Source organism: Paenimyroides viscosum (genome assembly GCF_003858535.1).
GTDB lineage: Bacteria > Bacteroidota > Bacteroidia > Flavobacteriales > Flavobacteriaceae > Flavobacterium > Flavobacterium viscosum.
In genome coordinates, this window is record NZ_RQTJ01000021.1 from 1 (window position 1) to 22022 (window position 22022).

A 22022-nucleotide genomic window follows, 5' to 3' on the forward strand; every position below is an offset into this window, starting at 1 on the left:
TTTGTATTTTTGAACTATTTGAAAAGCTTTCGGGGTGTGTCCTGCATATGCAGGGCACACACAATGAGATTGCTCCGCCAATTCGCAAGCTCGGGTCTTCACTACATTTCATTTCGTTCAGAATGACCGTTTTTAGTTTGAAATCAAAAAAAAGAGAAGCAGTTGCTTCTCTTTTTACATCATATATTTCATTATAATACCTTGTATTTCGCTTTTAAAATCTTCTGATTTATTACTTAAAACCGTAGCATAATTCTGTTTAATCATCATGAATTTCTTTGCCAATGGTGTCTGATAAAATTCAATCAGGTTTTCAACTTCGCTTTGTGATAAGTTTTGTGCATAATAAGCAACTAAATTCTTTTTTTGCTTGGTTATTAAAGGTTCCATATCCTTTTTAAAACTTTCACGGTTATTAGCAGATAATTGTTTAGAGATTTCATCGGCAATATTGTAAAATTCATTCACTTCACCCGAAAGCTCAACCAGCTTAACAACATCAACTTTATTGGCTTGTCCAAAACTGTTAGTTGCAAATAATAACAGCGTTAATACGATTGTTTTTCTCATAGCTTTTTTTAAGTAAATTTAAAAAAAATTATGGAATATCTAAATATTTATGAGTTTGTGTTGATATAGCCCATTGAGGATTATTTTTAACATAATCTATCAGCATTGGAAGCATTTCATCCTTCTTACCCCACTCTACCTGCAAATACAACTTGGCATTTTTATTTACTTTAGCTGCTTGTTCTTCGGCAAAAATAAAATCATGTTTATTGTAAATAATACACTTTAATTCATTGGCAGCATCGTAAACACTTTGGGTAGGCAATTTTGCTTTTTTAGGCGACAGACAGATCCAATCCCAAAAACCAGACAGTTCATACGCACCAGATGTTTCTATATTTGTTTGAATACCCTTTTCTTTCAATTTTAAGGTAAGATGATCTAAATTCCACATCAATGGTTCACCACCTGTAATTACAGCCAGTTTTCCATGCATTTCAGCTTGTGCAACAATATCGCTTACCAACACTTTGGGATGCAGGTTTTCGTCCCAGCTTTCTTTAACATCGCACCAATGGCAACCAACATCGCATCCTGCCAAACGTATAAAATATGCTGCGTGACCGGTATAAAAACCTTCTCCCTGAATGGTGTAAAAAGCCTCCATTAAAGGTAACGATTCAACTATTGTTTCTGCTGTTGTCATCTTTTTATTTTTTGCAAAGATACGATTCTTAAGGAAAACAGACTGAGCGAAATGTGTAATCTTTATTTAATACGTTATTGATTTGCTTAAACTTAACAAATTGAGCCATAGATTTTCATTTTCTACCTTCAGTATATTTTTAAAAAATGATTATCTTTAATAAAAAACGTATGAGAAAGTCATTCTTTAAATTGATAAATAATCTGAATAAGAAAATACTACCAAGTTATTTAGATAAAGATCCAGCCAAACTTACAAAATTTCAACAGGCAATTGTGGCTTTTAGATACTATGTTTTAATTCAATCAAAATAATAATTACTTAAATATTTACATAAAAAAAGAGCAACCGTTAAGTTGCTCTCTTGTTATTTATTTAGCGTTTTGCACTTGCTTTCTTGCATATTCGTTACTAGAATCTAATCTTAGTACTTTTTGGAAAGAACTTGTTGCTTTTGCTTTATTTACCGTTTGGTTGTAATTACCAATCATCGTGTAAGCTTCAATTAAGGCGTCTTTAAAAGCAGAATCATTTGCAAATCCTTTTTGTGTAAGTAAATCAATGAATCCTTCGTAATCTTTTTCCATTTTAGCTAAAGATGTTGGTGTATTCAAATTTCTATTTACACGTGCACTGATTAAATACGCTTCAAAAGTTGGTGTTTTTCTTAAAGAACTGTCTAAATTATCTTTTGCCTTTTGTAATTGATCATTAAACATAGGCTTCTCACTTGCCATATAAAGCGCATTTCCTTTGTAGAACATATCGTATACATAATACGGTGATTTCTCGTCTTTCGATGCTAAATCAAAAACAAAATAAGCTTGTTCAAAATGTTCGTCTTTAAACAAATCCATTCCCAACTCATGTAAAGCAACTCCTAATTTAGGATTCTCTTTCACGGCTTTTGCCATTTCATCAATTGATTTCTTGTAAACTGCTTCGTTGAAAGTTCCGTCTTCCTTACGTGAAGCTTCTAATTCTGCCAAACCTTTGTATAGATAATCTATTGGTAAAATTTGATCTTTTTTATCTTGAACATCAAAATATTTATTGATGCTTTCTTTTGCGTCTAAGAATTTCCCGTTTTGAAAATCGGCAATAGCGCGGTAACGGTACATAAAAAAGTTATCACCACGCGTGTACCATTTGGTTCTAACCAAATCACCTAAAGCTTTATAATCTTTATTTTTAATTAAATATGCAGCCAATTCGTTGTCAAGATCTATACTTTCACCTAACATTCCATGATATTTAAAATAGTTTTCTACACCAGGCTGTAAAAGCGCTTTATCGTCTTTAAAACGAGCATAATCTGCATGAGTTAATGCTAATTGTTTGTAAACATCTACATATGTTGGATCTTTTGAAACAATGGTATCATACACTTTTATAGCATCTTCAAACTCATTACCCGCACGCAAAACATCAGCTAATTTCATTTTGGGTAAATGACTATTAGGAAAACGTTTAGATGTCTCGTAATAAACTCTGCGTGCATCAACAAATTGCTTTTCTGCAAAGTAAATATCACCACGGGCAATATGTGGTTCTGGTGCTTCTAATTCTAAAAACAATGCTTTGTTTACAAATTCTAAAGCCAAATCGAAATCAGGCTTTGGGGCATAAGTATAAGCGTGTGCAATGTCTAAATAAGTTTGATAGTCTTTTGGTCCAATATTTAACGTTGCTGCATTAAATTTAGATTTTGCTTCTTTATCTTTTTGTGTAAGCAAACCAATTTTACCTAATCCTAAGTTATTTATATCAACATTTTTAACACCTCTTAAACCTTGTTTAAAGTAATAACTGGCAGAATCTTGATTATTTTCGTTTAAATGAATCAACCCTAGGCGATAAAAATGCTTTCCTTGGGTTGGTTGTGATCTAACAAGCTTGTATAGTTCTTTTTTTGCAACATCGTAACGTCCGTACTTAATTGCATTATCAATTTCATCATTTACGCTATCTTGTGCGTTAGCGCTAAAAATGAATGATAATAAAGCTAAACTTAGGGTAATTTTTTTATTCATAATTTACGATTATATTGAAAAAAAACTTGATTATTTTATTATGTTAATTTCTCTTTTAGGAACTTTTATAGGCATTAATCCTGATTTTAAAACAATTCGCTGTCCTTTGTCTGATGCTGCAAAACTTGCAAATCCGGTTCCTAAACCTGTTTTACCTTGAACATCTACAATATTTATTGTACGTACAAGTGGATACGTATTATCTGCAATGGTACTTTGTGATGGCGCAAAGTATTGTTTTAACGAATCATTATAAACAAGCATAGAGCGTAATTGTTTAATACCTTCTTTTATATTATCATCAGGTTGTACCAACCAATTTATTCCTACAACACCTATTGCATTTTTATTTTTATTGATATATGCCACAATTTCTTCAACCGTTGGTGCATAATATACATTTTTGCTTATAGTTTTTACACCAGCATCTTCCATTAGTTTTGTAACAATACTTGAATTAGCCTCATGAAAAACAAATATTTTATCGGACTTTTTAGATCCTTTAAAAACTTCAATTACATCTTTATAGTTAATCAACGTATCGGTTGCGTTCTTTTGCGTTATAAACAAAACAGCATCTTTAGCTATAGGCGTAATTTTGGGTACAACACGACCTTTAAATTGTTCTAATTCTTTAGCAGTGAATGTTTTTGGAACCACCGCCAAACGGTTAGAGTCTTTATAAACAGCATTTAATAGTTGGTTTTGTGGTAGCATTACAAGCTTTATATTGGCATCGTTGTAATACGTTTTAAAAACCTGATTAATATCTTCAATTATTGGATAAACAGATGTTTCAACATACATTTGAGCATTCCCTCTATCGTACGCTTCTTTTAATTCACTTGATGTTTCTGTATTGTCTTTTTTACAAGAAACCAACAAGCCTAACACTAACACAGACCAAAATATCTGCTTCATAATTTTAAATATTAATTGATTGCTAAATCTACTAATTTTTTTTTTAATAAACTTTACAAATTTTGCATTTTTAACAAACAAAAATTATTGTGGTAGTAAATATGATTTTACCATACGTTAAAATACAACATTATAGCTATTGAAAAGCAAACCCGCTAATACTAGCGGGTTTAAATTAATTGTTTATTTTTACTTTTATTGGCAAGGTAAACATAGATCGTACTGTTCTACCATTATGTTGTGCCGCTTTCCATTTTGGCATTGATTTTAACACACGTATAGCTTCATTCCCCAAGCCGTATTTATCGTCTAATATTTGTATATCGGTGAATGACCCGTCTTTTTCTACAACAAATCGCAACTTTACAGAAATTTCACTAGAAGAAGCATTAATATTTTGATGAGAAAACTTTTTAACGAAAGAATCAAAAAATTTATCATATCCTTCGTTTGGCATTGCTTTATGCTGAACCAGCTTTACGATATCATTTGGTTTATATTCTTTAGTTCCGCTTGTTGAACCAGCACCTGTTTCATCTATACCTTTATCGATATTTTCAGTTCCCGATTTGCTTCCATCTGTATTTAAAGATCCATTTATATTAGCTTCAAGATTATCTTGTCCAGAATTAGTATTGTCGTTAAACTGATTTTGCGCTGTTAGCACTTCATTCTTTGATATGTCATCAGCGGTTACTTGCATTTCAACCAACTTGATATTCTTAATTACATCTGTTTTAGTAGCTACAGCTTTAGTATCATCACTAGTGCCAATTGGTTTTTCAATTTTTGGCTCGATTTTTTCAATGGGATCTATCCTATTTGGAACCATAGGATCATCTGGAATAGTAACAATTATAACTGTAGGATCACTTTTTGAAGCATACAAATAAGAACTTCCTAAAATTAAACTTATCATACCTACACCTATTGCCAATGCCATAAAAGTTGTTTTAGCACTTTCTTGACGTAGTTTGTAAGCTCCGTAAAGCTTGTTGCGGTTTTCAAATACGATATTTCCCCACTCTTTTCCGAATAAATTTAAACTGCTCATAATTAAAAATGTTTTAAGTTAAGCGTAAAAATCAGACCATATTAAAATGTTTTAACTAAATATACAAAATATAAATACTCATTTACAGAATAACGTAAATATATTTTATTTAGTATTTGTTAAAACAAAAAAAGGCAAGAAATTAATCTTGCCTTATGTTTATAATTCTGTAAAACCTGAAAATACTGTACACTATAAGCAGTATTCCGAATAATAGCCTGCGGTTATAAGATAAATCTAAGGGAACGGATTTCCAAAAAATGAACATACAGCCCAATACAAAATACAGTATTAGGAAAAGCAAGCCAATAAAGAACAAAAATCGCTGTAATAGCGATTTTTGTTTATAATTACTTATAAAGTTTTCTAACATATTAGTTATTCACATTAATTGTAATTGGTAATCTAAAAGTAGAACGTACCGTTTTACCATTATGCTGCGCTGGTTTCCAACCTGGCATAGATTTTAACACACGTTTTGCTTCATTACCTACTCCTTGTTTATCATCTAGAACTTGTAAATCGGTAAACGATCCATCTTTCTCAACAGTAAATTTCAAAGTAACTTTAATTTGTTTTACGTTACCACCAACATCAGGCGCATTAAACTTACGCGAAAAATTTTGCATAAATTTAGGCAAACCTTCGTTTGGTGCAGCTTTCTGTTGTACAAAACTGTGCACTTTATTTTCATCTTCAGAAAATTTCTTTCCAGTTCCTTCTCCTTTTGATCCTTTATCAGCACCACCGGTTTGTTCACCTTTTGATTTAAAATCTCCTGATTTATCTGCTTCACGATCTTCACGCCCTGAAGTTTTTGTATCATCGATGTCTTTTTGAGTAGTCTTCTGCTCATTTTTAACCTCGTTATCCTTTTTAACTTCAGTTTCCAGGAATTTCACTTCTTCTTGTACCGATTTTGAGGCATCTGCTGCTTCTGGTTCTGGTTCCGGGATTGGCTCTTCCTTAATTTCCTCAACCGGAGGTTCCGGTTCTGGTAATTCAGGTAATTCAATCTCTGTAACAGATACTTCTTCTACATCTTTTTTAGATGTAAAAGTATCACCAAACATTGATTTATATGCAACCGATCCACCAAAAGCCAAACCAATACATACAACACCTAACAATAATGCTAGTAATGTTGTTTTAGGATTTTCTTGACGTAGTTTGTAGGCACCGTACGCTTTGTTACGACCTTCAAACACAATGTTTGTCCAATCCTTTCCAAATAAATTAATATTAGCCATAGTAGTTTATTTTTTATTTATGCTTACTGCATAACTGCTTTTTCGTCTTCTGTCATGTCTTGCAAAGCATACACTTCAACTCCTGTGATCGCCATTTCATCTAAAATATCAATCATATCGGTATAAGTAGCTTCTTCCGTAGCTTTAATTAACACAACAATTCCTTCTCTACCTATTTGCCCCGCTGCTTTCAAATTAGCCATTTTTTGTAAAATAACCTGACGCACACCATTCTTCCCATAAGTAGTATCTGTTGGACCAATTCCTTGATATGGATCATTAATCATACCCATATAATACTTTAATTTACGGTCTTTCCCAATTAAAATAGTCATGGTTTTTGATTCTTTAGCCTCTTGCTTCGGTGTGTTATCTTCTTTCTTTAACTTATCCGGCATATTTAAGTCCATAGACTGCGGTTGAGATAAAGAGGTGGTTAACATAAAGAACGTAATCAATAAGAATGCCAAATCTACCATTGCCGTTAAATCAACACCAGCATTTTGTTTTTTACTTCTTACTTTTTTACCGCCTTTTTTGCCTTCGCTACCACCAGTATTTAATTCTGCCATTTCTTTTTAAATTTTAGTAGATTAAAAGTCGTCTGATCTTAAACCTGTAACTAGGTAAAAGCGGTTTTGACGTTGTTCTTGTAAAATATTCATTATCTCTTTAATAGTACCAAACTGCTCGTTTGCATCTCCTTTAATAGCAACCTTTAAGAATGATTCTTTACGCTGCCAAGATGATTCACGTGCATTACGTACCCAAGAGGCTAATTGATTATTTAAAGAATCCTTATAAGGAACACCCTTATGAAATTCTTCTTGCATACGATCACTTGGTGATTTAGCCAACAAGGTCTTCATTTCACGAATATCAGCACCAAAATTTTCTAATCCTGCAAAAGCATTTTTTTCTGCTTCAGTGAATTCAATTTTATACTCTTGCCCCATTCTTGTTAAGATATCTTTACGATCTTCTTTGCCGGCAATACCAATATACACGTTTTCTTGACCAACGGTAATTGATAAAATATCATCTGTAGGAATTTTAGTTTCCTTTGTAGATGCAGGCAAATCAACAGGGTGAACTTCTGGTGTTTTTGCTGTAGAGGTTAAAACGAAGAATGTTAGCAATAAGAATGATACGTCACACATTGCGGTCATATCTATTCTTGTACTTGATTTTTTCATTTTTGCCATATTCTTTCTTCTTTTTTAACCAGATTTAATCTGGAATTATACAATATTTACGAACTACAATAAATAAGGACTATTTATTGTGTCTTCTGTAAGATTGTGTAATTGCGAATCCAGCCTCGTCGATAAAATGTGTTAATTTATCGATTTTAGTTGTAAATACGTTATAGAAAACAATAGCTAATGTAGAAGTACCAATACCTGTTGCAGTACACATTAATGCTTCAGAAATACCTGTTGCCAATGCAGATGAATCAGGTGAACCAGCTGTAGATAAAGCAGAGAATGCTTTAATCATACCTGTTACCGTACCTAATAAACCTACTAATGTACCAATAGATACTAATGTTGCTAAAATGATCATGTTTTTCTCTAACATTGGCATTTCTAACACAGTAGCTTCTTCAATTTCTTTTTGAATAGTTTCTGTTGCTTTATCAGCATCAAAACCTTCGCGTTTAACTTCTTTTAACTTAATTAAAGCTGCTTTAACAACGTTTGCAACCGAACCTTTTTGGGTATCTGAAAGCTCAATAGCTTCATCGATTTGGTTTGCATTAACTAATGATTGTACTTTAGCAACATAAGCCTTAGCATCACCTGTACCAGACGCCTTACTAATAACGAAAAATCTTTCAATTGCAAAAACAACTGTAGTAGTTAATAATCCAATTAATATGGCTATTACAAAACCTCCCTTATACATCATCCCCATTAAGTTACCTGGAAGTGGATCGCCATTAGGATCTCCATTCATAAAGTTACTTGAAGCCCCTAATACGAAATCCCAAATTACGTAACCAACTACAAGACATATTAGAATTGTTAGTGCCGCAGCAATGTTAGATAATCCTGAACTACTTGGATTTTTCTCAACTGTTTGTGTCATCTTAATAAAATTTAAATTTAATGTTTACTCAATTTTTAAAATTAGTTTGCTTTCATTGAAGCAAGGCAAATTTACTTTTTTAGTTGAAATAAAAAAATAAAATTTAGCCTGTTATTATTTAAGAATTTAAAATTAACTAAAAAGAAACAATTAATTTACTTTTTAATATTTTTTTACCAAATCCTTAAACATTAAACGTTTCACGTTCACTATTATTGTTTTTTGTCCGCAAATATTTCTTAACAATTACATAACCTACCGTTTTATTGCATTTTTTTAGTTGAAAGAAGTTTATATCTTTATCAAAAAAAGAACAATTGTTTAATGGATATCGAAAATTTCAAACTAAAAATTAAAGAAGGTTACAATTTTAAGACCGACTTTATTACAATTGGCGGTGCAATGATTAACAACGCACCGGTTGCTGATTTATTTATAAACATACCTTTAAAAACACTAAACCGCCACGGATTAATTGCTGGTGCTACCGGAACGGGTAAAACCAAAACCATTCAAGTACTGTCTGAACAATTATCAAACAAAGGCATTCCGGTTTTAATGATGGATATTAAAGGTGATTTCAGCGGAATTGCACAGCAAGGCGTAAAAACTGCTTTTATAGAAGAGCGACATGCTAAAATGAATTTACCTTTTGAACCAAACGCATTTCCTGTAGAATTACTAACCATATCAAAACAAAATGGTATTAGATTACGGGCAACAATATCAGAATTTGGACCTGTTTTACTTTCACGTATTTTAGATTTGAACGATACACAAAGCGGTGTAATGTCGTTGATCTTTAAATATTGCGATGATCATCAACTTCCACTATTAGACTTAAAGGATCTAAAAAAAGTAATTCAGTTTATAACAAATGAAGGTAAAGAGGCTATTGAAAAAGAATATGGACGCGTTTCTACAGCATCTACAGGAGCAATTCTTCGTAAACTGATAGAATTGGAACAACAAGATGCCGATTTATTTTTCGGAGAAACATCGTTTGATATTAAAGATTTAATGCGAATTGATGAAAATGGTAAAGCTTTTGTAAATATTTTACGTTTAAACGATATACAGGATAAACCTAAATTGTTTTCAACTTTTATGCTGTGTCTTTTAGCCGAAGTTTACAATACCATGCCGGAACAAGGCGACAGCGGACAACCAGAATTGGTTATTTTTATTGATGAAGCGCATTTAATCTTTAAAGAAGCCACCAAAACTCTTTTAGATCAAATTGAAACCATTGTAAAACTGATACGATCTAAAGGAATTGGTTTGTATTTTATCACACAAAACCCAACCGATGTGCCCGACGGTGTTTTGGCGCAGTTAGGTTTAAAAATTCAGCATGCGTTACGTGCTTTTACCGATAAGGATCGAAAAGCCATTAAATTAGCATCGGAAAACTTTCCATCAACCGAATTTTATAAAACCAACGAAATTATTACACAGCTTGGTACAGGCGAAGCATTGGTTACGGTTTTAAACGAAAAAGGAATACCTACACCTTTAGCAGTTTGTATGATACAAGCACCAATGAGCAGAATGGATGTTTTGTCGCCCAATGAAATTGATGTGTTAATTGAAAAATCGACCTTAAAAAACAAGTACAATAATGTGGTTGACAGAGAAAGCGCTTATGAACTATTGAATAAAAAAATATCTGAAGAAAAACCTGCAGAAGTTGTAATTTCAAAATCAACAAAAACTTCAACACCTAAAAAAACCGAAGAAAGTTATTTTACCAAACAGGTTATTAAAGTTTTAACCAGCGCAACGTTTATACGTGGGGCTTTTGGAGTACTTACCAAAATGTTTAAAAAGTAAACAAAAAAAACAAAGCAGACTAATTGTCTGCTTTGTTTTTATCTAACAAATCTAAAATATATTTTTCTATTTCGGTTGTTTGCCAATTTTCATGAATACCGGGAAGTTGCATTACATCTTCCATTACTTTTTTCTGCAAATCGCCAATTGCCAAAGCGTCTTCGTAAGGGTTTAAGCTAAAAGTAACGCGATCGTACAGCGGTAGCCATTTATCGGGATGTTGTTTAGTAAACCAAGCTTCTATTTTTTTCTGTAATAAGAAATCAACATCAGCCGTTTTGGTACTCATTTCAATAAAATTTCTGTAGGATAATTCGGCAATTGCATCGGCATTTGGCTTACGTATCTCTTGATATTTTTCAAAAACCTTTTCTATATCATCTGGAAATTCATCTAGCAAATCACTTATCGCTGTAATATCTTCAAAACCAGCATTCATTCCCTGCCCATAAAAAGGAACAATTGCATGAGCAGAATCGCCAATTAAAGCCACTTTATCTTTATAAGTCCACGGATAACATTGCATTGTTACCAATGAAGATGTTGGGTTTGTAAAGTATTCTTGATTTAGATTTATAATTAAATCTTTGGTATCAGAAAAATATTCGTTGAAAAATTGAAGTAGTTTTTCTTCTGTATTAATTTCTTCGAAAGAATTTTTGCCTTCAAAGGGCATAAACAACGTACATGTAAATGATCCATCGTCGTTAGACAGTGCAATAAGCATGAATTCACCACGTGGCCAAATATGAAACGAGTTAGGATCAATTTTGTGCGAACCATCTTCATTTGCAGGAATGGTTAATTCTTTATAGCCAATATTTAAAAATATCTGCGAATAATTAAACCTATTTTGACGCTGCATGCGGTGACGAATACGAGAAAAAGCACCATCGGCCGCATAAACCTGATTAAATTGTTTGGTAGTAAATGGTCCGTGTTCGTTTTCACCTATATATAAGGTAGCGGTTTCTAAGTTTATATCCCAAATTTTCTGGTTAAATTCAAACTTCACGCCTGCTTCTTCGGCTAAATCAATCATCATTCTGTTTAAACCACCGCGCGATATAGAATAAATAGCTTCGCCGTTGATGCCGTAAGGTTGAAAAGACAAAGAACCGTCTTTCATGTGTATAGCTCTTTTATCCATTGGAATAGCAATTTCTCTAATTTGATCACCAATTCCAACTTCATCTAAAGTGTGCCATCCACGAGTAGACATTGCTAAATTTATAGATCTGCCAGAAAATTTCACTTTACGAATATCTTCACTACGATCAAAAATAGTTACGTTGTAATTTTTTTTCTTAAGATAGATACCCAATAAGGTACCAACAAGTCCGGCACCTGCAACTGCAATATCTTTATTTTTTGTAAGCATGTTATAGCTTTTTGTTTACTTAATATTGTATGTTGATAAAAGTACAAAATTGTGCCGTTGCCACCAAAGTTTGCAAAAAAATATAAAAGTTAAAGTGGTATTAAAATATTTTTTTATTAACTTTAGTACACTAATTTTTAAAAATAGTATGCTATGAGAGATTTAATTTGGCTTATTGCCGTAGTACTAATTATTTTATGGGCTGTGGGATATTTTGGTTTCGCAGACGCCGTAGGAAGTTTTATACACGTTTTATTGGTGTTAGCAGTTATTGCTATTTTGTACCGATTAATTACTGGAAACAGACCTTAAAAAATTAAAAACTCCTAAAAATAGGAGTTTTTTTTTATCTTATACTGATATACTTAGGTGATATATGTTGGTACTTAATATTTTGAGATAGTATTTTAGCCATTTCTATTGTTGATTTTTTGGCAGATTCATCAATTAAGTAATACACAAGTTCTTGGCTATCATTAACCTTCATAGGATCGTTTTCAGTTACAACATATCCCTGCGTATTTGCCAAACTCTGTAAATTTGATAAATCTAAATTATCTTCAAGTTTAATTTCTATAATGTTTGTTTCTTTTAGAATTGCATATTTAGTTGACCCTTCTATAAGTTTTTGAACATTATATACTTCAGTTATATTTTTAATTTGATTTATGTAACCATTTATTTTCTCACACGATAAATTACCTTCTTTAAAATACCCAAATACAACTTTAGTAGAATAAGTTGATAATGGATCAACATAAATAGTTGTGATTTTTCCATCTGAATTAAGTGGTAAATCAAACAGCGAAAGCGCTTTTAAACGTTCACTAATAACCCCATCAGAAATTCCTAAATCAAACGCTATTGCTATTACGTTGTTTTTTACATTTTTTACTAATTGTAGATCTTTTTGATAATGAGAAACTATTTGTTCATTACACAAATTCACAACATTATCGTCTGAAGAACATGAAAGCACAAAGAAAATTGTAAAAAGTGATAGTATTTTTTTCATGTTAAAATTTTAAATCGAACCAACCGTCACGAACAGTATAGATAACACCTTTATCACCTACACAGTCGTAACTAAACGTACCAGTTATAATTTTGTTTGTATAATCTAGCTTTGCAATAGTAATGGTACCCCCCCTATTTCATTATTAGTACCACAATTTACGTATGGTATATTTGGTCCGTAATCTCATTATAAGCTTGCACATTTGAATTGAGCATTCCTTTAATTTGATACGTTTTACCTTCTTCTAGCAAAGTATTTGCAGAAATTGTTAATGTAGAATAAATATCGTTCTTACCTAACTTAATGTGAATCCACGTAGTATTAATATTGAAGCTACATTGAATTTCCTTAGTTTCGTCAGAATCAAAAGAAGACATTCTTTTTTCCGTTGAATGTGTATTCAACAGAATTACTGCCGCTCATTGTTAGCGGTAATTGTTTTAGTTCGTCATCAGAAGAGCACGAAGTGATAATAGTTAAGAAGCTTATAAAAGCTAGTATTTTTTTCATAAGTACATTTTAAGCAAAAGTAACAAAAAACTCCTAAATTTCTTTAGGAGTTCTGTTATTTATGATTTCTCTACAACCGGAGAAGCATTTACTTTTTTGCTTAAATCTAAAGAGATTGCTGCTTTTTCCATTTTAATTTTCCCTGCCATTGTTTCTACAACCATTGTTGTTTCTGCAAGTTCAGAAATTCTTCCGTGAATACCGGCTTTAGTTACAATTTTATCGCCAACTTTAAGGCTGCTTTCAAATTCTTTTTCTTTTTTAACTCTTTGTTGTTGTGGGCGTATCATTAAAAAATACATTGCCGCCATAATTAAAACAAAAGGTAAAAATTGTTGTATGTTTTCCATTATAAATTATTCTGTTACGTTTGCTTTTACTGTTAGTATTTCGCTACCAGCTTCGGTGTTGGTTGTTAAGGTTACATTTTTACTTTGTAAACCTGCACTAGTTGCAGAAAATACTACTTTCATTTTTGCAGATGCACCTGGTTTAATTGGTTCAGATGGTTTTTCTGGAACAGTACATCCACATGATGCTTTAGCATCAATAATTACTAAATCTACGTTACCTTCGTTTCTTATTTCAAATTCAACTTCTGCTTTATCTCCTTTTTTCAACTCACCAAAATCGTGTACAGTTTCATTGAATGCAATTTTAGGAAAACCTGTTTGTGCATTTGCTGTATCTGTTGTAGTTGCAGCATCGGCTGTAGTTGTTTCGGTTGGTGCTGAAGTACCATCTTGGATAAGCGCCGAAGCATTTTCTTTTTTATTACAAGCCATTAAGCTTAACGCAGCAAATCCGGCTGCAAACATTAATTTTTTCATAATTATTCGATTAATCCTCTTCCTATTTTGTTTAATTTATTGTCTTCACGGTATTCTTTAACTAAAGCGTCTAAAATTCCGTTGATAAATATACTGCTTTTTGGTGTTGAATATTCTTTTGCAAGTTCTAAATATTCGTTAATTGTTACTTTAACAGGAATTGATGGAAACTTTTGTAGTTCACACACACCTAAATTTAAAATTATCGAATCGATTTCTGCGATACGATCTAATTCCCAATTACGGGTTTTATCTTCATATTCCTTAACAAAAACATCTGCATTTAAAGCCGTTTTTCTAAATAACTGCTTTGCAAATTCCTTATCTTCATCGTCTTTAAAAACCTTATTTAATTTAAAATAAGTATTTTCATCTTTTAATCCTTCTAATTGCTTTAGTATAGCGGTGTTTACAACTGGAATATCATCTATCCAAGAAATTCTGTAATCTTCTAAAAACTCATAAATTTTTTCGTTCGGAGCAATAAAATCGGTAAACAATTTAATTAAGAATTCTTTATCTTCTTTAAAATCATTTACACCGTTTCGCATATAGTGTTTGTATAATTCGCTTGCTTTTATTTCTTGTAACAAGGTTTTAATATACTGATCATTAACATGAAATTGATTAATATGTAACTCATCTAACCAATTATTTAATGTTTCGGAATTACTTAAAATTTGTAGCGCTAAATTATTGACAAACTTTTTATTGGGATTTTTTTCTTGTGGTGTAGCTAAATGTTTTTGTGCCGATACTTCTAAAAAATCATTCTCTACTTTCTGCAATTCAATTAATGATGACAACATTAAAAGATACAGCTCGCGAATGTTTTCTAAACTGTTAAAAAGATATTTTTCATAAACATCTAATTGATCGGATTGGTTTTGAGTCATTGCATAAATTGCTTGCAATACTTTTGAACGGATATGACGCCTGTTTACCATGCTACTAAGAACTTATTTTTATAAAGAAAAAGCGAAAATCAGATTGATTTTCGCTTTGCAAAATTAATACAATATTTTAATATTTATTTATTTTCTTGCTTTTTCTTTTCAATGCGTTGTTCTGCCATTTTCATTGCAGCTTGGTTTGGTGTAATATTTTGTTCTTTTGCTAAGTTTAAAATATCTAAAGTTGTATTGTAGATATTTTCTGTTCTACGAATAGCCTCGTCTGAACCATATTTAGCAATTTCGCCAAAAACATTAATAATTCCACCAGCGTTAATTAAGAAATCAGGAGCATAAACAATTCCTTTTTCTTGTAACATTTTACCATGAACAGCTTCTTCTGCCAACTGATTATTTGCAGCACCTGCAATTACCTGTGCTTTTAATTTACCAATAGAATCGTTATTCACCGTAGCACCTAAAGCACATGGCGCATAAATATCAACATCTAAAGAATACAAATCTTCACCCATATAAATGGCTGTGTTGTACTTTTTAGACACCTCTTCTACTCTGTCTTTGCTGATATCTGTAATTGTTACTAAAGCACCTGCGTTAACCAAGTGTTTCACCAAAGTTTCACCAACGTTTCCAATTCCTTGAACTAAAACTCTTTTTCCGTTTAAATCGTCTGATCCATATTTGAATTTTGTTGCTGCCTTTAACCCCATGTAAACACCATAAGCTGTAACTGGCGAAGGATTTCCAGATCCGCCTAAACTTTCAGAAATACCTGTTACATGAGGCGTAATTGTATGAATTAAATCCATATCAGGTGTTGTAGTACCAACATCTTCTGCTGTAATATAACGTCCGCTTAATGAATCTACGTATTTAGCAAAAGCTTTAATTAATTCCGGATTTTTATCTTTTTTAGAATCGCCAATAATAACTGCTTTACCACCACCTAAATCTAATCCAGAAATAGCTGATTTATAAGTCATACCACGAGATAAACGCAAAACATCGTTTAACGCTTCCCATTCAGAAGTATAATTCCACATACGAGTGCCTCCTAAAGCTGGACCTAATACTGTATTATGTATACCAATAATTGCTTTTAAACCAGTATCTTTGTCGTGGCAAAAAACAACTTGCTCGTGATGATCAAAGGAAATTTGACCGAAAACCGGATCCACTTTTTTTAACTCGTCTGGAGTATATACGTTTGTTGTCATAATTTTAATAATTTGGATAAACTCAAATATAAAACAATTTATTTTATTATCATTTTTTGAACTAATAATTATTGAATCAAAAAATTATATCATAAAAAACTGTTAAAACACATCGTATAAACATTGAGTTTTATAATATTTAAAAGAAATATAAAATAACTAATGAAAGAACTTCAAAAACTTAATAAATATTTCATAAAATATAAATACCGATTCTTACTGGGGATTGTAATTACTATAGCATCACAAATATTTACAGTATTTACACCTCAATATATTGGCGATGCAATTACTATTTTACAAAAATTTTTACAAAACCAACTTTCTGCCGAAGCTACCAAACAAGCATTATGGCATAATATGCTTTTAATTGTAGGCACAACACTTTTAGCTGGTTTTTTAACTTTTTTAATGCGCCAAACCATTATTGTAATGTCGCGCCATATTGAATTTGATCTTAAAAATGAAATTTATGATCATTACCAGAAATTAAGTTTAGATTTTTACAAACGTCAGCGTACTGGTGATTTAATGAGTCGCATTTCAGAAGATGTTGCCAAAGTGCGCCAATATGTTGGTCCGGCGGTAATGTATTCCATAAATACTATTTTTAGAATGGCTGTGGTAATTGTACAAATGTATATTATATCGCCAACGTTAACATGGTATTCATTAATTCCTGTACCATTTCTGGCAATTTTAATGTATAAATTAAGTACCGAAATTAACAAGCGTAGCTTTGCTTATCAGCAGAATTTATCGAAATTATCTTCTTTTTCACAAGAGATTTTTTCAGGAATACGCGTTATCAAAGCATACACTTTAGAAGGCAAGCAGAATAAGGCATACAACGAAGCTACAACCGAAAGTAAAACCAAATTTATGCGCTTAACATACACCAACGCATTAATTGGTCCGTTGATGATCTTGCTAATTGGGATAAGTAACATATTAGTAATTTATATTGGCGCAAGAATGTACATAAATGGTGTAATAACCGAAATTGGAATTATTGCACAATTTATACTTTACATTAATATGTTAACGTGGCCAATTGCGTCGTTAGGTTGGGTATCGTCAATGGTTCAAGAAGCAGATTCATCTCAAAAAAGAATTAATGAATTTTTAAACGAAGTTCCTTCCATACAATCATCTACAGCAGAAACAAGAGCTTTAGAAGGAAAAATAGAGTTTAAAAATGTTCATTTTATTTATGAAGACACCAAAATTCACGCACTAAACAATGTGTCGTTTACTATTGAAAAAGGCGAAACTGTTGCCTTTTTAGGAAAAACAGGTTCAGGAAAATCAACCATATTACAGCTTATTTCCAGATTGTACGATGTTTCTTCTGGAACGATTTTAATTGATAGCATTGATATTAAAAACTGGAATGTTGAAAATTTACGCGATCAAATTGCAGTTGTTCCTCAAGATGCCTTCCTTTTTTCTGATACCATTAAAAACAACATTCAGTTTGGCAAAGAAGATGCAACTCAAGAAGAAATTGAACATTTTGCTAAAATTGCCGATGTTCATAAAAACATTATGCGCTTTGAAAACGGATATGAAACTATTTTAGGTGAGCGCGGAATTACTTTATCGGGCGGACAAAAACAACGTGTTTCTATTGCCAGAGCATTAATCAAAGATGCTCCCGTTTTGTTATTAGACGATTGTTTATCTGCCGTTGATACAGAAACCGAAGAACGCATTTTGAATAATTTAAAAGATATTTCGGCTAAAAAAACCACCATTATTGTAACACACCGAGTATCGTCTGCTAAAAATGCCGATAAAATAATCATTTTAAACGACGGCGAAATTATAGAGCAAGGTACTCATAATCAACTATTAAACCAAAACGGCTACTATAACAATTTATATAAAAAACAATTAGCTGAAAAAGATGTTCTATAAATTTTGTTTTATTAGTTTTTTTTTAGACTTTTGAAGAGATGTAAAAAATTTAACAGAACGAAAGGACTATGAGAGACCATGAAATGCTAGAAAAGGAAGAAATCTTCTCAAAAGTATTAAGAGCCGGCAGAAGAACTTACTTTTTTGATGTAAGATCTACAAAAGCAGATGATTATTATGTAACAATTACAGAAAGTAAAAAGTTTACAGAAGAAGACGGATCTTTCCACTTCAAAAAACACAAAATTTACTTGTATAAAGAAGATTTTGTTTCTTTTAAAGAAATCTTAAATGAAATGACCGATTTTGTTTTAGATCAAAAAGGTGAAGAAGTGATTTCTGAAAGACATCAAAAAGATTTCAAAAGAGAATTAGCTGAGGCTAAAAGCTTTACAAATGTAGAGTTCGACGATTTCTAAAATCATTATCTATATAATAAATACCGGCGTTTGTCGGTATTTTTTTTTAAGCGTATGAAACACTTTTACACTATTATTTTACTTTTTAGCACAGTTTATATTTTTGCTCAAAAGAACTACGAACCAGAAAATATTACTTGGAACGGAACAACATATCCGTACCGTTACCATCACATGGAACAATATTTTAGGTATTATCCAGAGAAACGCCCTGTTCCTAATATTGACACCACTATTGTTAACAGAAACTATATTGCATCGTTTGAAGTAAAGGATAACAAATTCTTTCTGAACAACATTCACATCACCGGAAGAAACCCGAAAGTTAAAGATTTATCGGTATTCGCAGAATTAAATGATAAAAACGAACCTTTATTTTTAAGCTGGGTTAACGGTTTATTTGATATTGGTTTAGGTACAGAAAAATTTATAAAAGTAGATTCGTTAGCTCCAATTTACGACGACTATATTGTTTTTGAAGTAAAAAAAGGAATCATTGGTAGAACAGAACAATTCACTTATAACCAATTAAAGCTTTTTAAAGACTATCAATACAAACGTTTTAAAGAAAGCGAGGAATATAAAAAATTAACCCGAAGACTAATATATAATGGCATGACTGAAGGTGAAGCCGCCTTACACGTGTATCAATTTATTTTGTTTTACAGTAAATCTAATTTTTTAAAGAAGAACTAAAGAACGCATTTTAATTAATGCGCTCTTTAGTTTTAAGTTTTATTGCCAACTGCTGTACAATACGTAGTTATTGCTTATACGATCAATTTCTCCAGCAAAATCAGATGCATTTAATTCCTTCACTCTTTTTGCAGGCACACCAGCATAAATGCCGTTGGGTAACAGCTCCATATTCTGTGTAACAACAGCACCTGCCGCAACTATTACGTTATTATGCACAACACAGTTATCCATAATAATTGCACCCATACCCACCAAAACATTATCGTGAATAGTACAACCGTGCACAATGGCATTATGACCTATTGATACATTATTGCCAATAATTGTTGGGTGTTTTTGATAGGTACAATGTATAACCGCACCATCTTGCACATTTACTTTGTTGCCCATTTTAATAAAATGCACATCACCACGTACAACCGCATTATACCAAACACTGCATTGTTCGCCCATATCCACATCGCCTATTATTGTTGCGTTTTCTGCAATAAAACAATTTTGTGGATACTTAGGATGTTTTCCGTTTATAGATTTAATTAGCGCCATATTGTAAAATAAAAAATCCCGATAAATATCGGGATTTTTTTGTTATTATTAAAAGTTAACTGACGGACAGTTACATTTATAATTACTTTCTTTACATAAGAAGTTAAAACCAAGTGTTAACTGATGAAAGCCTCCTTTAGCAAAACCAATCTCTCCAAATTGGTGTGAATACGTATACCCAACCATAATTTGTTTAAACTTAACACCTAAAAGTGGTGATACAGAATTGTAGTTTTGTTTTTTTACTTCGTTATCTTTCATATACTCTGCTCCTTCAAACATGGTTCTGTAAGATATTCCAGCGAAAAATTGTCCGTTTGCAAATTCTTTATACATCTTTAAATTCACATCTAACATTTTCTCTTGTGTTTCTTCGGTATATTGAAACAACACAGATGGTTCCCAAGAGAAACCTTGATCTCTGTATGATCTATAACCTCTGTTTTTAGCAAAAACATATCCTGCAGAAACAATATACTTTCGTAAGTTATCGCTTTCAATATCAGAATATATTTCACGGTCTGAAGTTATTACATTTTTTGCTGTTGCGTGTGCATAAAAATCCAAGTAATGGTAAGATGCACCAATATCAACATTAAAATAATTGTATTTTAATTCGTTACCGTTAACCGATGGATCAAACTCATTGCCCCATTCAGATTGGTCTAATTGTGAATTAACCATTCCTCCGCTAATACCGAACGATAGTTTATTTAAATCATAATCACTTCTTGAAAAAGTAATGTGGTGCGCGTATGTCACCTTTGCCCCTGCTTGCTTATGGTATCCATTTCTATCGTTAAAAGCAACAAAACCTACACCTGATCTTTCAGAAATCGAAGTATTAAAACTGGCTGTTTGTAGTGCCGGTGCGTCTTTTTCACCAAACCATTGTTGGCGTGCTGTTAATCGAACTTTTGCACAATTTGCTATACCTGCCATTGAGGGGTGTATCAGATAGTAATTATCTGTTAAATAATCTTGATACACTGCAACTCCTTCTTGTGCGTTACTTATTTGCGACACAAATAATGAAGATATAACAACTAATAAAGATTTAGTAAATATATTCATAAATTCTTTTTTTCTCTTTAGAAATGGTTAACAAATATATATAAAAAGTATAATATTCAATATCATGTTTTAAAAAATATAAATAAAAATCACGAATTCAAATATGTTAATTTTACGTTTAATTTCCAAATATAAATATTCAATTGATATTTCTTTGTTAATTTTGAAAAAAATCTTAAAAAATGTTTAAAATAAATATAAAAGAAACCCAAAACCCTGCTATAATCAAGTTTGAATTCCCTGATTTTATTAGCTATGGTTCTAATTTTGAGTTCAAAAACATCGATGAAACGGCAAATTCACCTTTAGCACGACAATTATTTTACTTACCTTTTGTAAAATCGGTCTACATTTCAGGAAATTTTGTAGCTATAGAACGTTTTTCTATTGTTGAATGGACAGATGTACAAGACGACGTAAAAAAGCAAATCGAAGATTTTGTTACCAATGGTGGCAAAGTATTGATTGAAACCGAAACAGAATCTACCAAAAAAATTCCGGTAACGGTTTATGGCGAAACCACTCCTAACCCAAGTGTTTTAAAATTCGTAGCAAATAAATCACTTACTAAAACGGCGGTTGAGTTTAAAAACATCGATGAAGCCAAACCATCGCCATTAGCTGTAGAGCTGTTCAAGCTTCCTTATGTAAAGGAAATTTTTATTGATGAGAATTATGTTTCAATTACCAAATTCGATTCTTATTCTTGGGATGAAATCACTATTGAAGCACGTACTTTTATTAAACAATTTATTGAAAACGGCGGAACAGTTATAGATGAATCGCTAATTGTTGAAACAAAAGCTCACGAGCAGCAACAGGAACAATATTTTGATAATTTAGATGTTACATCGCAACAAATTATCAATATTTTAGAAGAATATGTAAAACCGGCAGTACAATCAGACGGTGGAAACATCACGTTTGAAAATTATGACGACGACACCAAACGCGTTACCGTAACCTTAAAAGGTGCATGTAGCGGCTGTCCGTCATCAACATTTACGCTAAAAAACGGTATCGAAAACATGTTACGCCAAATGCTGCATAACAACGATATTGTAGTAGAGGCTTTAAACGGTTAAAAAATAAGGTT

At 31.9% G+C, this 22022-nt stretch carries 26 protein-coding genes; 8 read left to right on the forward strand and 18 right to left on the reverse strand.

Features of this window, described 5'->3' with window-relative positions; genetic code table 11:
* Positions 1–197: hypothetical protein (locus EG242_RS14940; protein ID WP_203227701.1), on the forward strand; the 197-nt coding region annotated here is incomplete at its 5' end.
* Here EG242_RS14940 and EG242_RS09950 read toward each other — a convergent pair.
* Together EG242_RS09950 and EG242_RS09955 are read right to left on the reverse strand one after the other, a co-directional pair.
* A complete protein-coding gene (locus tag EG242_RS09950; RefSeq protein WP_124899731.1) occupies positions 175–570 on the reverse strand; it encodes a DUF2059 domain-containing protein in 396 nt (131 codons plus the stop codon). The two genes, EG242_RS14940 and EG242_RS09950, sit on opposite strands and share 23 nt — an antisense overlap.
* A 28-nt stretch (positions 571–598) precedes the next feature.
* Positions 599–1216: a 7-carboxy-7-deazaguanine synthase QueE gene (locus EG242_RS09955; protein WP_124899732.1), complete on the reverse strand. Its 618-nt coding sequence runs from the start codon at positions 1214–1216 to the stop codon at positions 599–601.
* A gap of 170 nt (positions 1217–1386) precedes the next feature.
* Between EG242_RS09955 and EG242_RS14945 the strand changes: the two genes are divergently transcribed.
* On the forward strand, positions 1387–1530 hold the full coding sequence (locus EG242_RS14945) for a hypothetical protein (protein WP_203227703.1): 144 nt from the start codon (positions 1387–1389) through the stop codon (positions 1528–1530).
* Positions 1531–1587: 57 nt separating this feature from the next.
* On the opposite strand, the gene EG242_RS09960 is transcribed toward EG242_RS14945, so the two are convergent.
* From EG242_RS09960 to EG242_RS09995, 7 genes are all read right to left on the reverse strand, one after another.
* A complete protein-coding gene (locus tag EG242_RS09960) occupies positions 1588–3249 on the reverse strand; it encodes a tetratricopeptide repeat protein (RefSeq protein WP_124899733.1) in 1662 nt (553 codons plus the stop codon).
* 30 nt (positions 3250–3279) lie between these two features.
* Entirely contained in the window at positions 3280–4170 is an 891-nt protein-coding gene (locus tag EG242_RS09965) for a PstS family phosphate ABC transporter substrate-binding protein (RefSeq protein ID WP_124899734.1), read from the reverse strand.
* A gap of 175 nt (positions 4171–4345) precedes the next feature.
* Complete coding sequence (locus EG242_RS09970) at positions 4346–5224, reverse strand: energy transducer TonB (protein ID WP_124899735.1); 879 nt, start codon at positions 5222–5224, stop codon at positions 4346–4348.
* A gap of 374 nt (positions 5225–5598) precedes the next feature.
* Positions 5599–6474 (reverse strand): energy transducer TonB, encoded by an 876-nt coding sequence (locus tag EG242_RS09980; protein WP_124899737.1) that lies wholly within the window; start codon positions 6472–6474, stop codon positions 5599–5601.
* A 23-nt stretch (positions 6475–6497) separates the two neighbouring features.
* On the reverse strand, positions 6498–7046 hold the full coding sequence (locus EG242_RS09985; RefSeq protein WP_124899738.1) for an ExbD/TolR family protein: 549 nt from the start codon (positions 7044–7046) through the stop codon (positions 6498–6500).
* A 21-nt stretch (positions 7047–7067) separates the two neighbouring features.
* The gene (locus EG242_RS09990) at positions 7068–7679 is read right to left on the reverse strand and encodes an ExbD/TolR family protein (RefSeq protein WP_124899739.1); all 612 of its coding nucleotides are present in this window, start codon (positions 7677–7679) and stop codon (positions 7068–7070) included.
* 70 nt (positions 7680–7749) lie between these two features.
* Positions 7750–8565 carry a MotA/TolQ/ExbB proton channel family protein gene (locus tag EG242_RS09995; RefSeq protein WP_124899740.1) on the reverse strand — a complete coding sequence of 272 codons (816 nt, stop codon included), beginning with the start codon at positions 8563–8565 and terminating at the stop codon, positions 7750–7752.
* 324 nt (positions 8566–8889) lie between these two features.
* Here EG242_RS09995 and EG242_RS10000 point away from each other — a divergent pair, with 324 nt between their 5' ends.
* Positions 8890–10398, forward strand: coding sequence for a helicase HerA-like domain-containing protein (locus EG242_RS10000; protein ID WP_124899741.1), 1509 nt, complete (start codon positions 8890–8892; stop codon positions 10396–10398).
* Positions 10399–10417: 19 nt separating this feature from the next.
* Here the strand turns inward: EG242_RS10000 and EG242_RS10005 are convergent, their stop codons facing one another.
* Positions 10418–11779, reverse strand: coding sequence for an FAD-dependent oxidoreductase (locus EG242_RS10005; RefSeq protein WP_124899742.1), 1362 nt, complete (start codon positions 11777–11779; stop codon positions 10418–10420).
* Positions 11780–11932: 153 nt separating this feature from the next.
* On the opposite strand from EG242_RS10005, the gene EG242_RS10010 reads away from it, so the two are divergent.
* Positions 11933–12091 (forward strand): lmo0937 family membrane protein, encoded by a 159-nt coding sequence (locus tag EG242_RS10010; protein WP_124899743.1) that lies wholly within the window; start codon positions 11933–11935, stop codon positions 12089–12091.
* Between the two features lie 34 nt (positions 12092–12125).
* On the opposite strand, the gene EG242_RS10015 is transcribed toward EG242_RS10010, so the two are convergent.
* From EG242_RS10015 to EG242_RS10035, 6 genes are all read right to left on the reverse strand, one after another.
* Entirely contained in the window at positions 12126–12794 is a 669-nt protein-coding gene (locus tag EG242_RS10015) for a hypothetical protein (protein WP_124899744.1), read from the reverse strand.
* 366 nt (positions 12795–13160) lie between these two features.
* Positions 13161–13307, reverse strand: a complete 147-nt coding sequence (locus EG242_RS14850) for a hypothetical protein (RefSeq protein ID WP_158608862.1) — start codon at positions 13305–13307, stop codon at positions 13161–13163.
* 59 nt (positions 13308–13366) lie between these two features.
* A complete protein-coding gene (gene yajC / locus EG242_RS10020; protein ID WP_124899745.1) occupies positions 13367–13657 on the reverse strand; it encodes a preprotein translocase subunit YajC in 291 nt (96 codons plus the stop codon).
* A gap of 6 nt (positions 13658–13663) precedes the next feature.
* Entirely contained in the window at positions 13664–14137 is a 474-nt protein-coding gene (locus EG242_RS10025; RefSeq protein ID WP_124899746.1) for a DUF1573 domain-containing protein, read from the reverse strand.
* A gap of 2 nt (positions 14138–14139) precedes the next feature.
* Positions 14140–15084: a transcription antitermination factor NusB gene (gene nusB, locus EG242_RS10030; protein WP_124899747.1), complete on the reverse strand. Its 945-nt coding sequence runs from the start codon at positions 15082–15084 to the stop codon at positions 14140–14142.
* Positions 15085–15167: 83 nt separating this feature from the next.
* Positions 15168–16268: a Glu/Leu/Phe/Val dehydrogenase dimerization domain-containing protein gene (locus EG242_RS10035; protein WP_124899748.1), complete on the reverse strand. Its 1101-nt coding sequence runs from the start codon at positions 16266–16268 to the stop codon at positions 15168–15170.
* 162 nt (positions 16269–16430) lie between these two features.
* On the opposite strand from EG242_RS10035, the gene EG242_RS10040 reads away from it, so the two are divergent.
* The 3 genes from EG242_RS10040 (at position 16431) to EG242_RS10050 (ending at position 19303) form a co-directional block, all read left to right on the forward strand.
* A complete protein-coding gene (locus tag EG242_RS10040) occupies positions 16431–18188 on the forward strand; it encodes an ABC transporter ATP-binding protein (protein WP_124899749.1) in 1758 nt (585 codons plus the stop codon).
* Positions 18189–18256: 68 nt separating this feature from the next.
* Positions 18257–18607 carry a PUR family DNA/RNA-binding protein gene (locus EG242_RS10045; RefSeq protein WP_124899750.1) on the forward strand — a complete coding sequence of 117 codons (351 nt, stop codon included), beginning with the start codon at positions 18257–18259 and terminating at the stop codon, positions 18605–18607.
* Between the two features lie 54 nt (positions 18608–18661).
* Entirely contained in the window at positions 18662–19303 is a 642-nt protein-coding gene (locus EG242_RS10050) for a hypothetical protein (RefSeq protein WP_124899751.1), read from the forward strand.
* 39 nt (positions 19304–19342) lie between these two features.
* Here EG242_RS10050 and EG242_RS10055 read toward each other — a convergent pair whose 3' ends face one another.
* Positions 19343–19852 (reverse strand): gamma carbonic anhydrase family protein, encoded by a 510-nt coding sequence (locus EG242_RS10055; RefSeq protein WP_124899752.1) that lies wholly within the window; start codon positions 19850–19852, stop codon positions 19343–19345.
* Positions 19853–19900: 48 nt separating this feature from the next.
* On the reverse strand, positions 19901–20926 hold the full coding sequence (locus EG242_RS10060) for a PorP/SprF family type IX secretion system membrane protein (RefSeq protein WP_124899753.1): 1026 nt from the start codon (positions 20924–20926) through the stop codon (positions 19901–19903).
* 182 nt (positions 20927–21108) lie between these two features.
* Between EG242_RS10060 and EG242_RS10065 the strand changes: the two genes are divergently transcribed.
* Positions 21109–22011, forward strand: a complete 903-nt coding sequence (locus tag EG242_RS10065) for a NifU family protein (RefSeq protein WP_124899754.1) — start codon at positions 21109–21111, stop codon at positions 22009–22011.
* The last annotated feature ends 11 nt before the right edge of the window (positions 22012–22022 follow it).

Excerpts from the sequence above, each read along its gene's own strand:
- EG242_RS09950 (WP_124899731.1), bottom strand. The coding sequence starts at position 570 with ATGAGAAAAACAATCGTATTAACGCTGTTATTATTTGCAACTAACAGT.
- EG242_RS09955 (WP_124899732.1), bottom strand. The coding sequence starts at position 1,216 with ATGACAACAGCAGAAACAATAGTTGAATCGTTACCTTTAATGGAGGCT.
- EG242_RS14945 (WP_203227703.1), top strand. The coding sequence starts at position 1,387 with ATGAGAAAGTCATTCTTTAAATTGATAAATAATCTGAATAAGAAAATA.
- EG242_RS09960 (WP_124899733.1), bottom strand. The coding sequence starts at position 3,249 with ATGAATAAAAAAATTACCCTAAGTTTAGCTTTATTATCATTCATTTTT.
- EG242_RS09965 (WP_124899734.1), bottom strand. The coding sequence starts at position 4,170 with ATGAAGCAGATATTTTGGTCTGTGTTAGTGTTAGGCTTGTTGGTTTCT.
- EG242_RS09970 (WP_124899735.1), bottom strand. The coding sequence starts at position 5,224 with ATGAGCAGTTTAAATTTATTCGGAAAAGAGTGGGGAAATATCGTATTT.
- EG242_RS09980 (WP_124899737.1), bottom strand. The coding sequence starts at position 6,474 with ATGGCTAATATTAATTTATTTGGAAAGGATTGGACAAACATTGTGTTT.
- EG242_RS09985 (WP_124899738.1), bottom strand. The coding sequence starts at position 7,046 with ATGGCAGAATTAAATACTGGTGGTAGCGAAGGCAAAAAAGGCGGTAAA.
- EG242_RS09990 (WP_124899739.1), bottom strand. The coding sequence starts at position 7,679 with ATGGCAAAAATGAAAAAATCAAGTACAAGAATAGATATGACCGCAATG.
- EG242_RS09995 (WP_124899740.1), bottom strand. The coding sequence starts at position 8,565 with ATGACACAAACAGTTGAGAAAAATCCAAGTAGTTCAGGATTATCTAAC.
- EG242_RS10000 (WP_124899741.1), top strand. The coding sequence starts at position 8,890 with ATGGATATCGAAAATTTCAAACTAAAAATTAAAGAAGGTTACAATTTT.
- EG242_RS10005 (WP_124899742.1), bottom strand. The coding sequence starts at position 11,779 with ATGCTTACAAAAAATAAAGATATTGCAGTTGCAGGTGCCGGACTTGTT.
- EG242_RS10010 (WP_124899743.1), top strand. The coding sequence starts at position 11,933 with ATGAGAGATTTAATTTGGCTTATTGCCGTAGTACTAATTATTTTATGG.
- EG242_RS10015 (WP_124899744.1), bottom strand. The coding sequence starts at position 12,794 with ATGAAAAAAATACTATCACTTTTTACAATTTTCTTTGTGCTTTCATGT.
- EG242_RS14850 (WP_158608862.1), bottom strand. The coding sequence starts at position 13,307 with ATGAAAAAAATACTAGCTTTTATAAGCTTCTTAACTATTATCACTTCG.
- yajC (WP_124899745.1), bottom strand. The coding sequence starts at position 13,657 with ATGGAAAACATACAACAATTTTTACCTTTTGTTTTAATTATGGCGGCA.
- EG242_RS10025 (WP_124899746.1), bottom strand. The coding sequence starts at position 14,137 with ATGAAAAAATTAATGTTTGCAGCCGGATTTGCTGCGTTAAGCTTAATG.
- nusB (WP_124899747.1), bottom strand. The coding sequence starts at position 15,084 with ATGGTAAACAGGCGTCATATCCGTTCAAAAGTATTGCAAGCAATTTAT.
- EG242_RS10035 (WP_124899748.1), bottom strand. The coding sequence starts at position 16,268 with ATGACAACAAACGTATATACTCCAGACGAGTTAAAAAAAGTGGATCCG.
- EG242_RS10040 (WP_124899749.1), top strand. The coding sequence starts at position 16,431 with ATGAAAGAACTTCAAAAACTTAATAAATATTTCATAAAATATAAATAC.
- EG242_RS10045 (WP_124899750.1), top strand. The coding sequence starts at position 18,257 with ATGAGAGACCATGAAATGCTAGAAAAGGAAGAAATCTTCTCAAAAGTA.
- EG242_RS10050 (WP_124899751.1), top strand. The coding sequence starts at position 18,662 with ATGAAACACTTTTACACTATTATTTTACTTTTTAGCACAGTTTATATT.
- EG242_RS10055 (WP_124899752.1), bottom strand. The coding sequence starts at position 19,852 with ATGGCGCTAATTAAATCTATAAACGGAAAACATCCTAAGTATCCACAA.
- EG242_RS10060 (WP_124899753.1), bottom strand. The coding sequence starts at position 20,926 with ATGAATATATTTACTAAATCTTTATTAGTTGTTATATCTTCATTATTT.
- EG242_RS10065 (WP_124899754.1), top strand. The coding sequence starts at position 21,109 with ATGTTTAAAATAAATATAAAAGAAACCCAAAACCCTGCTATAATCAAG.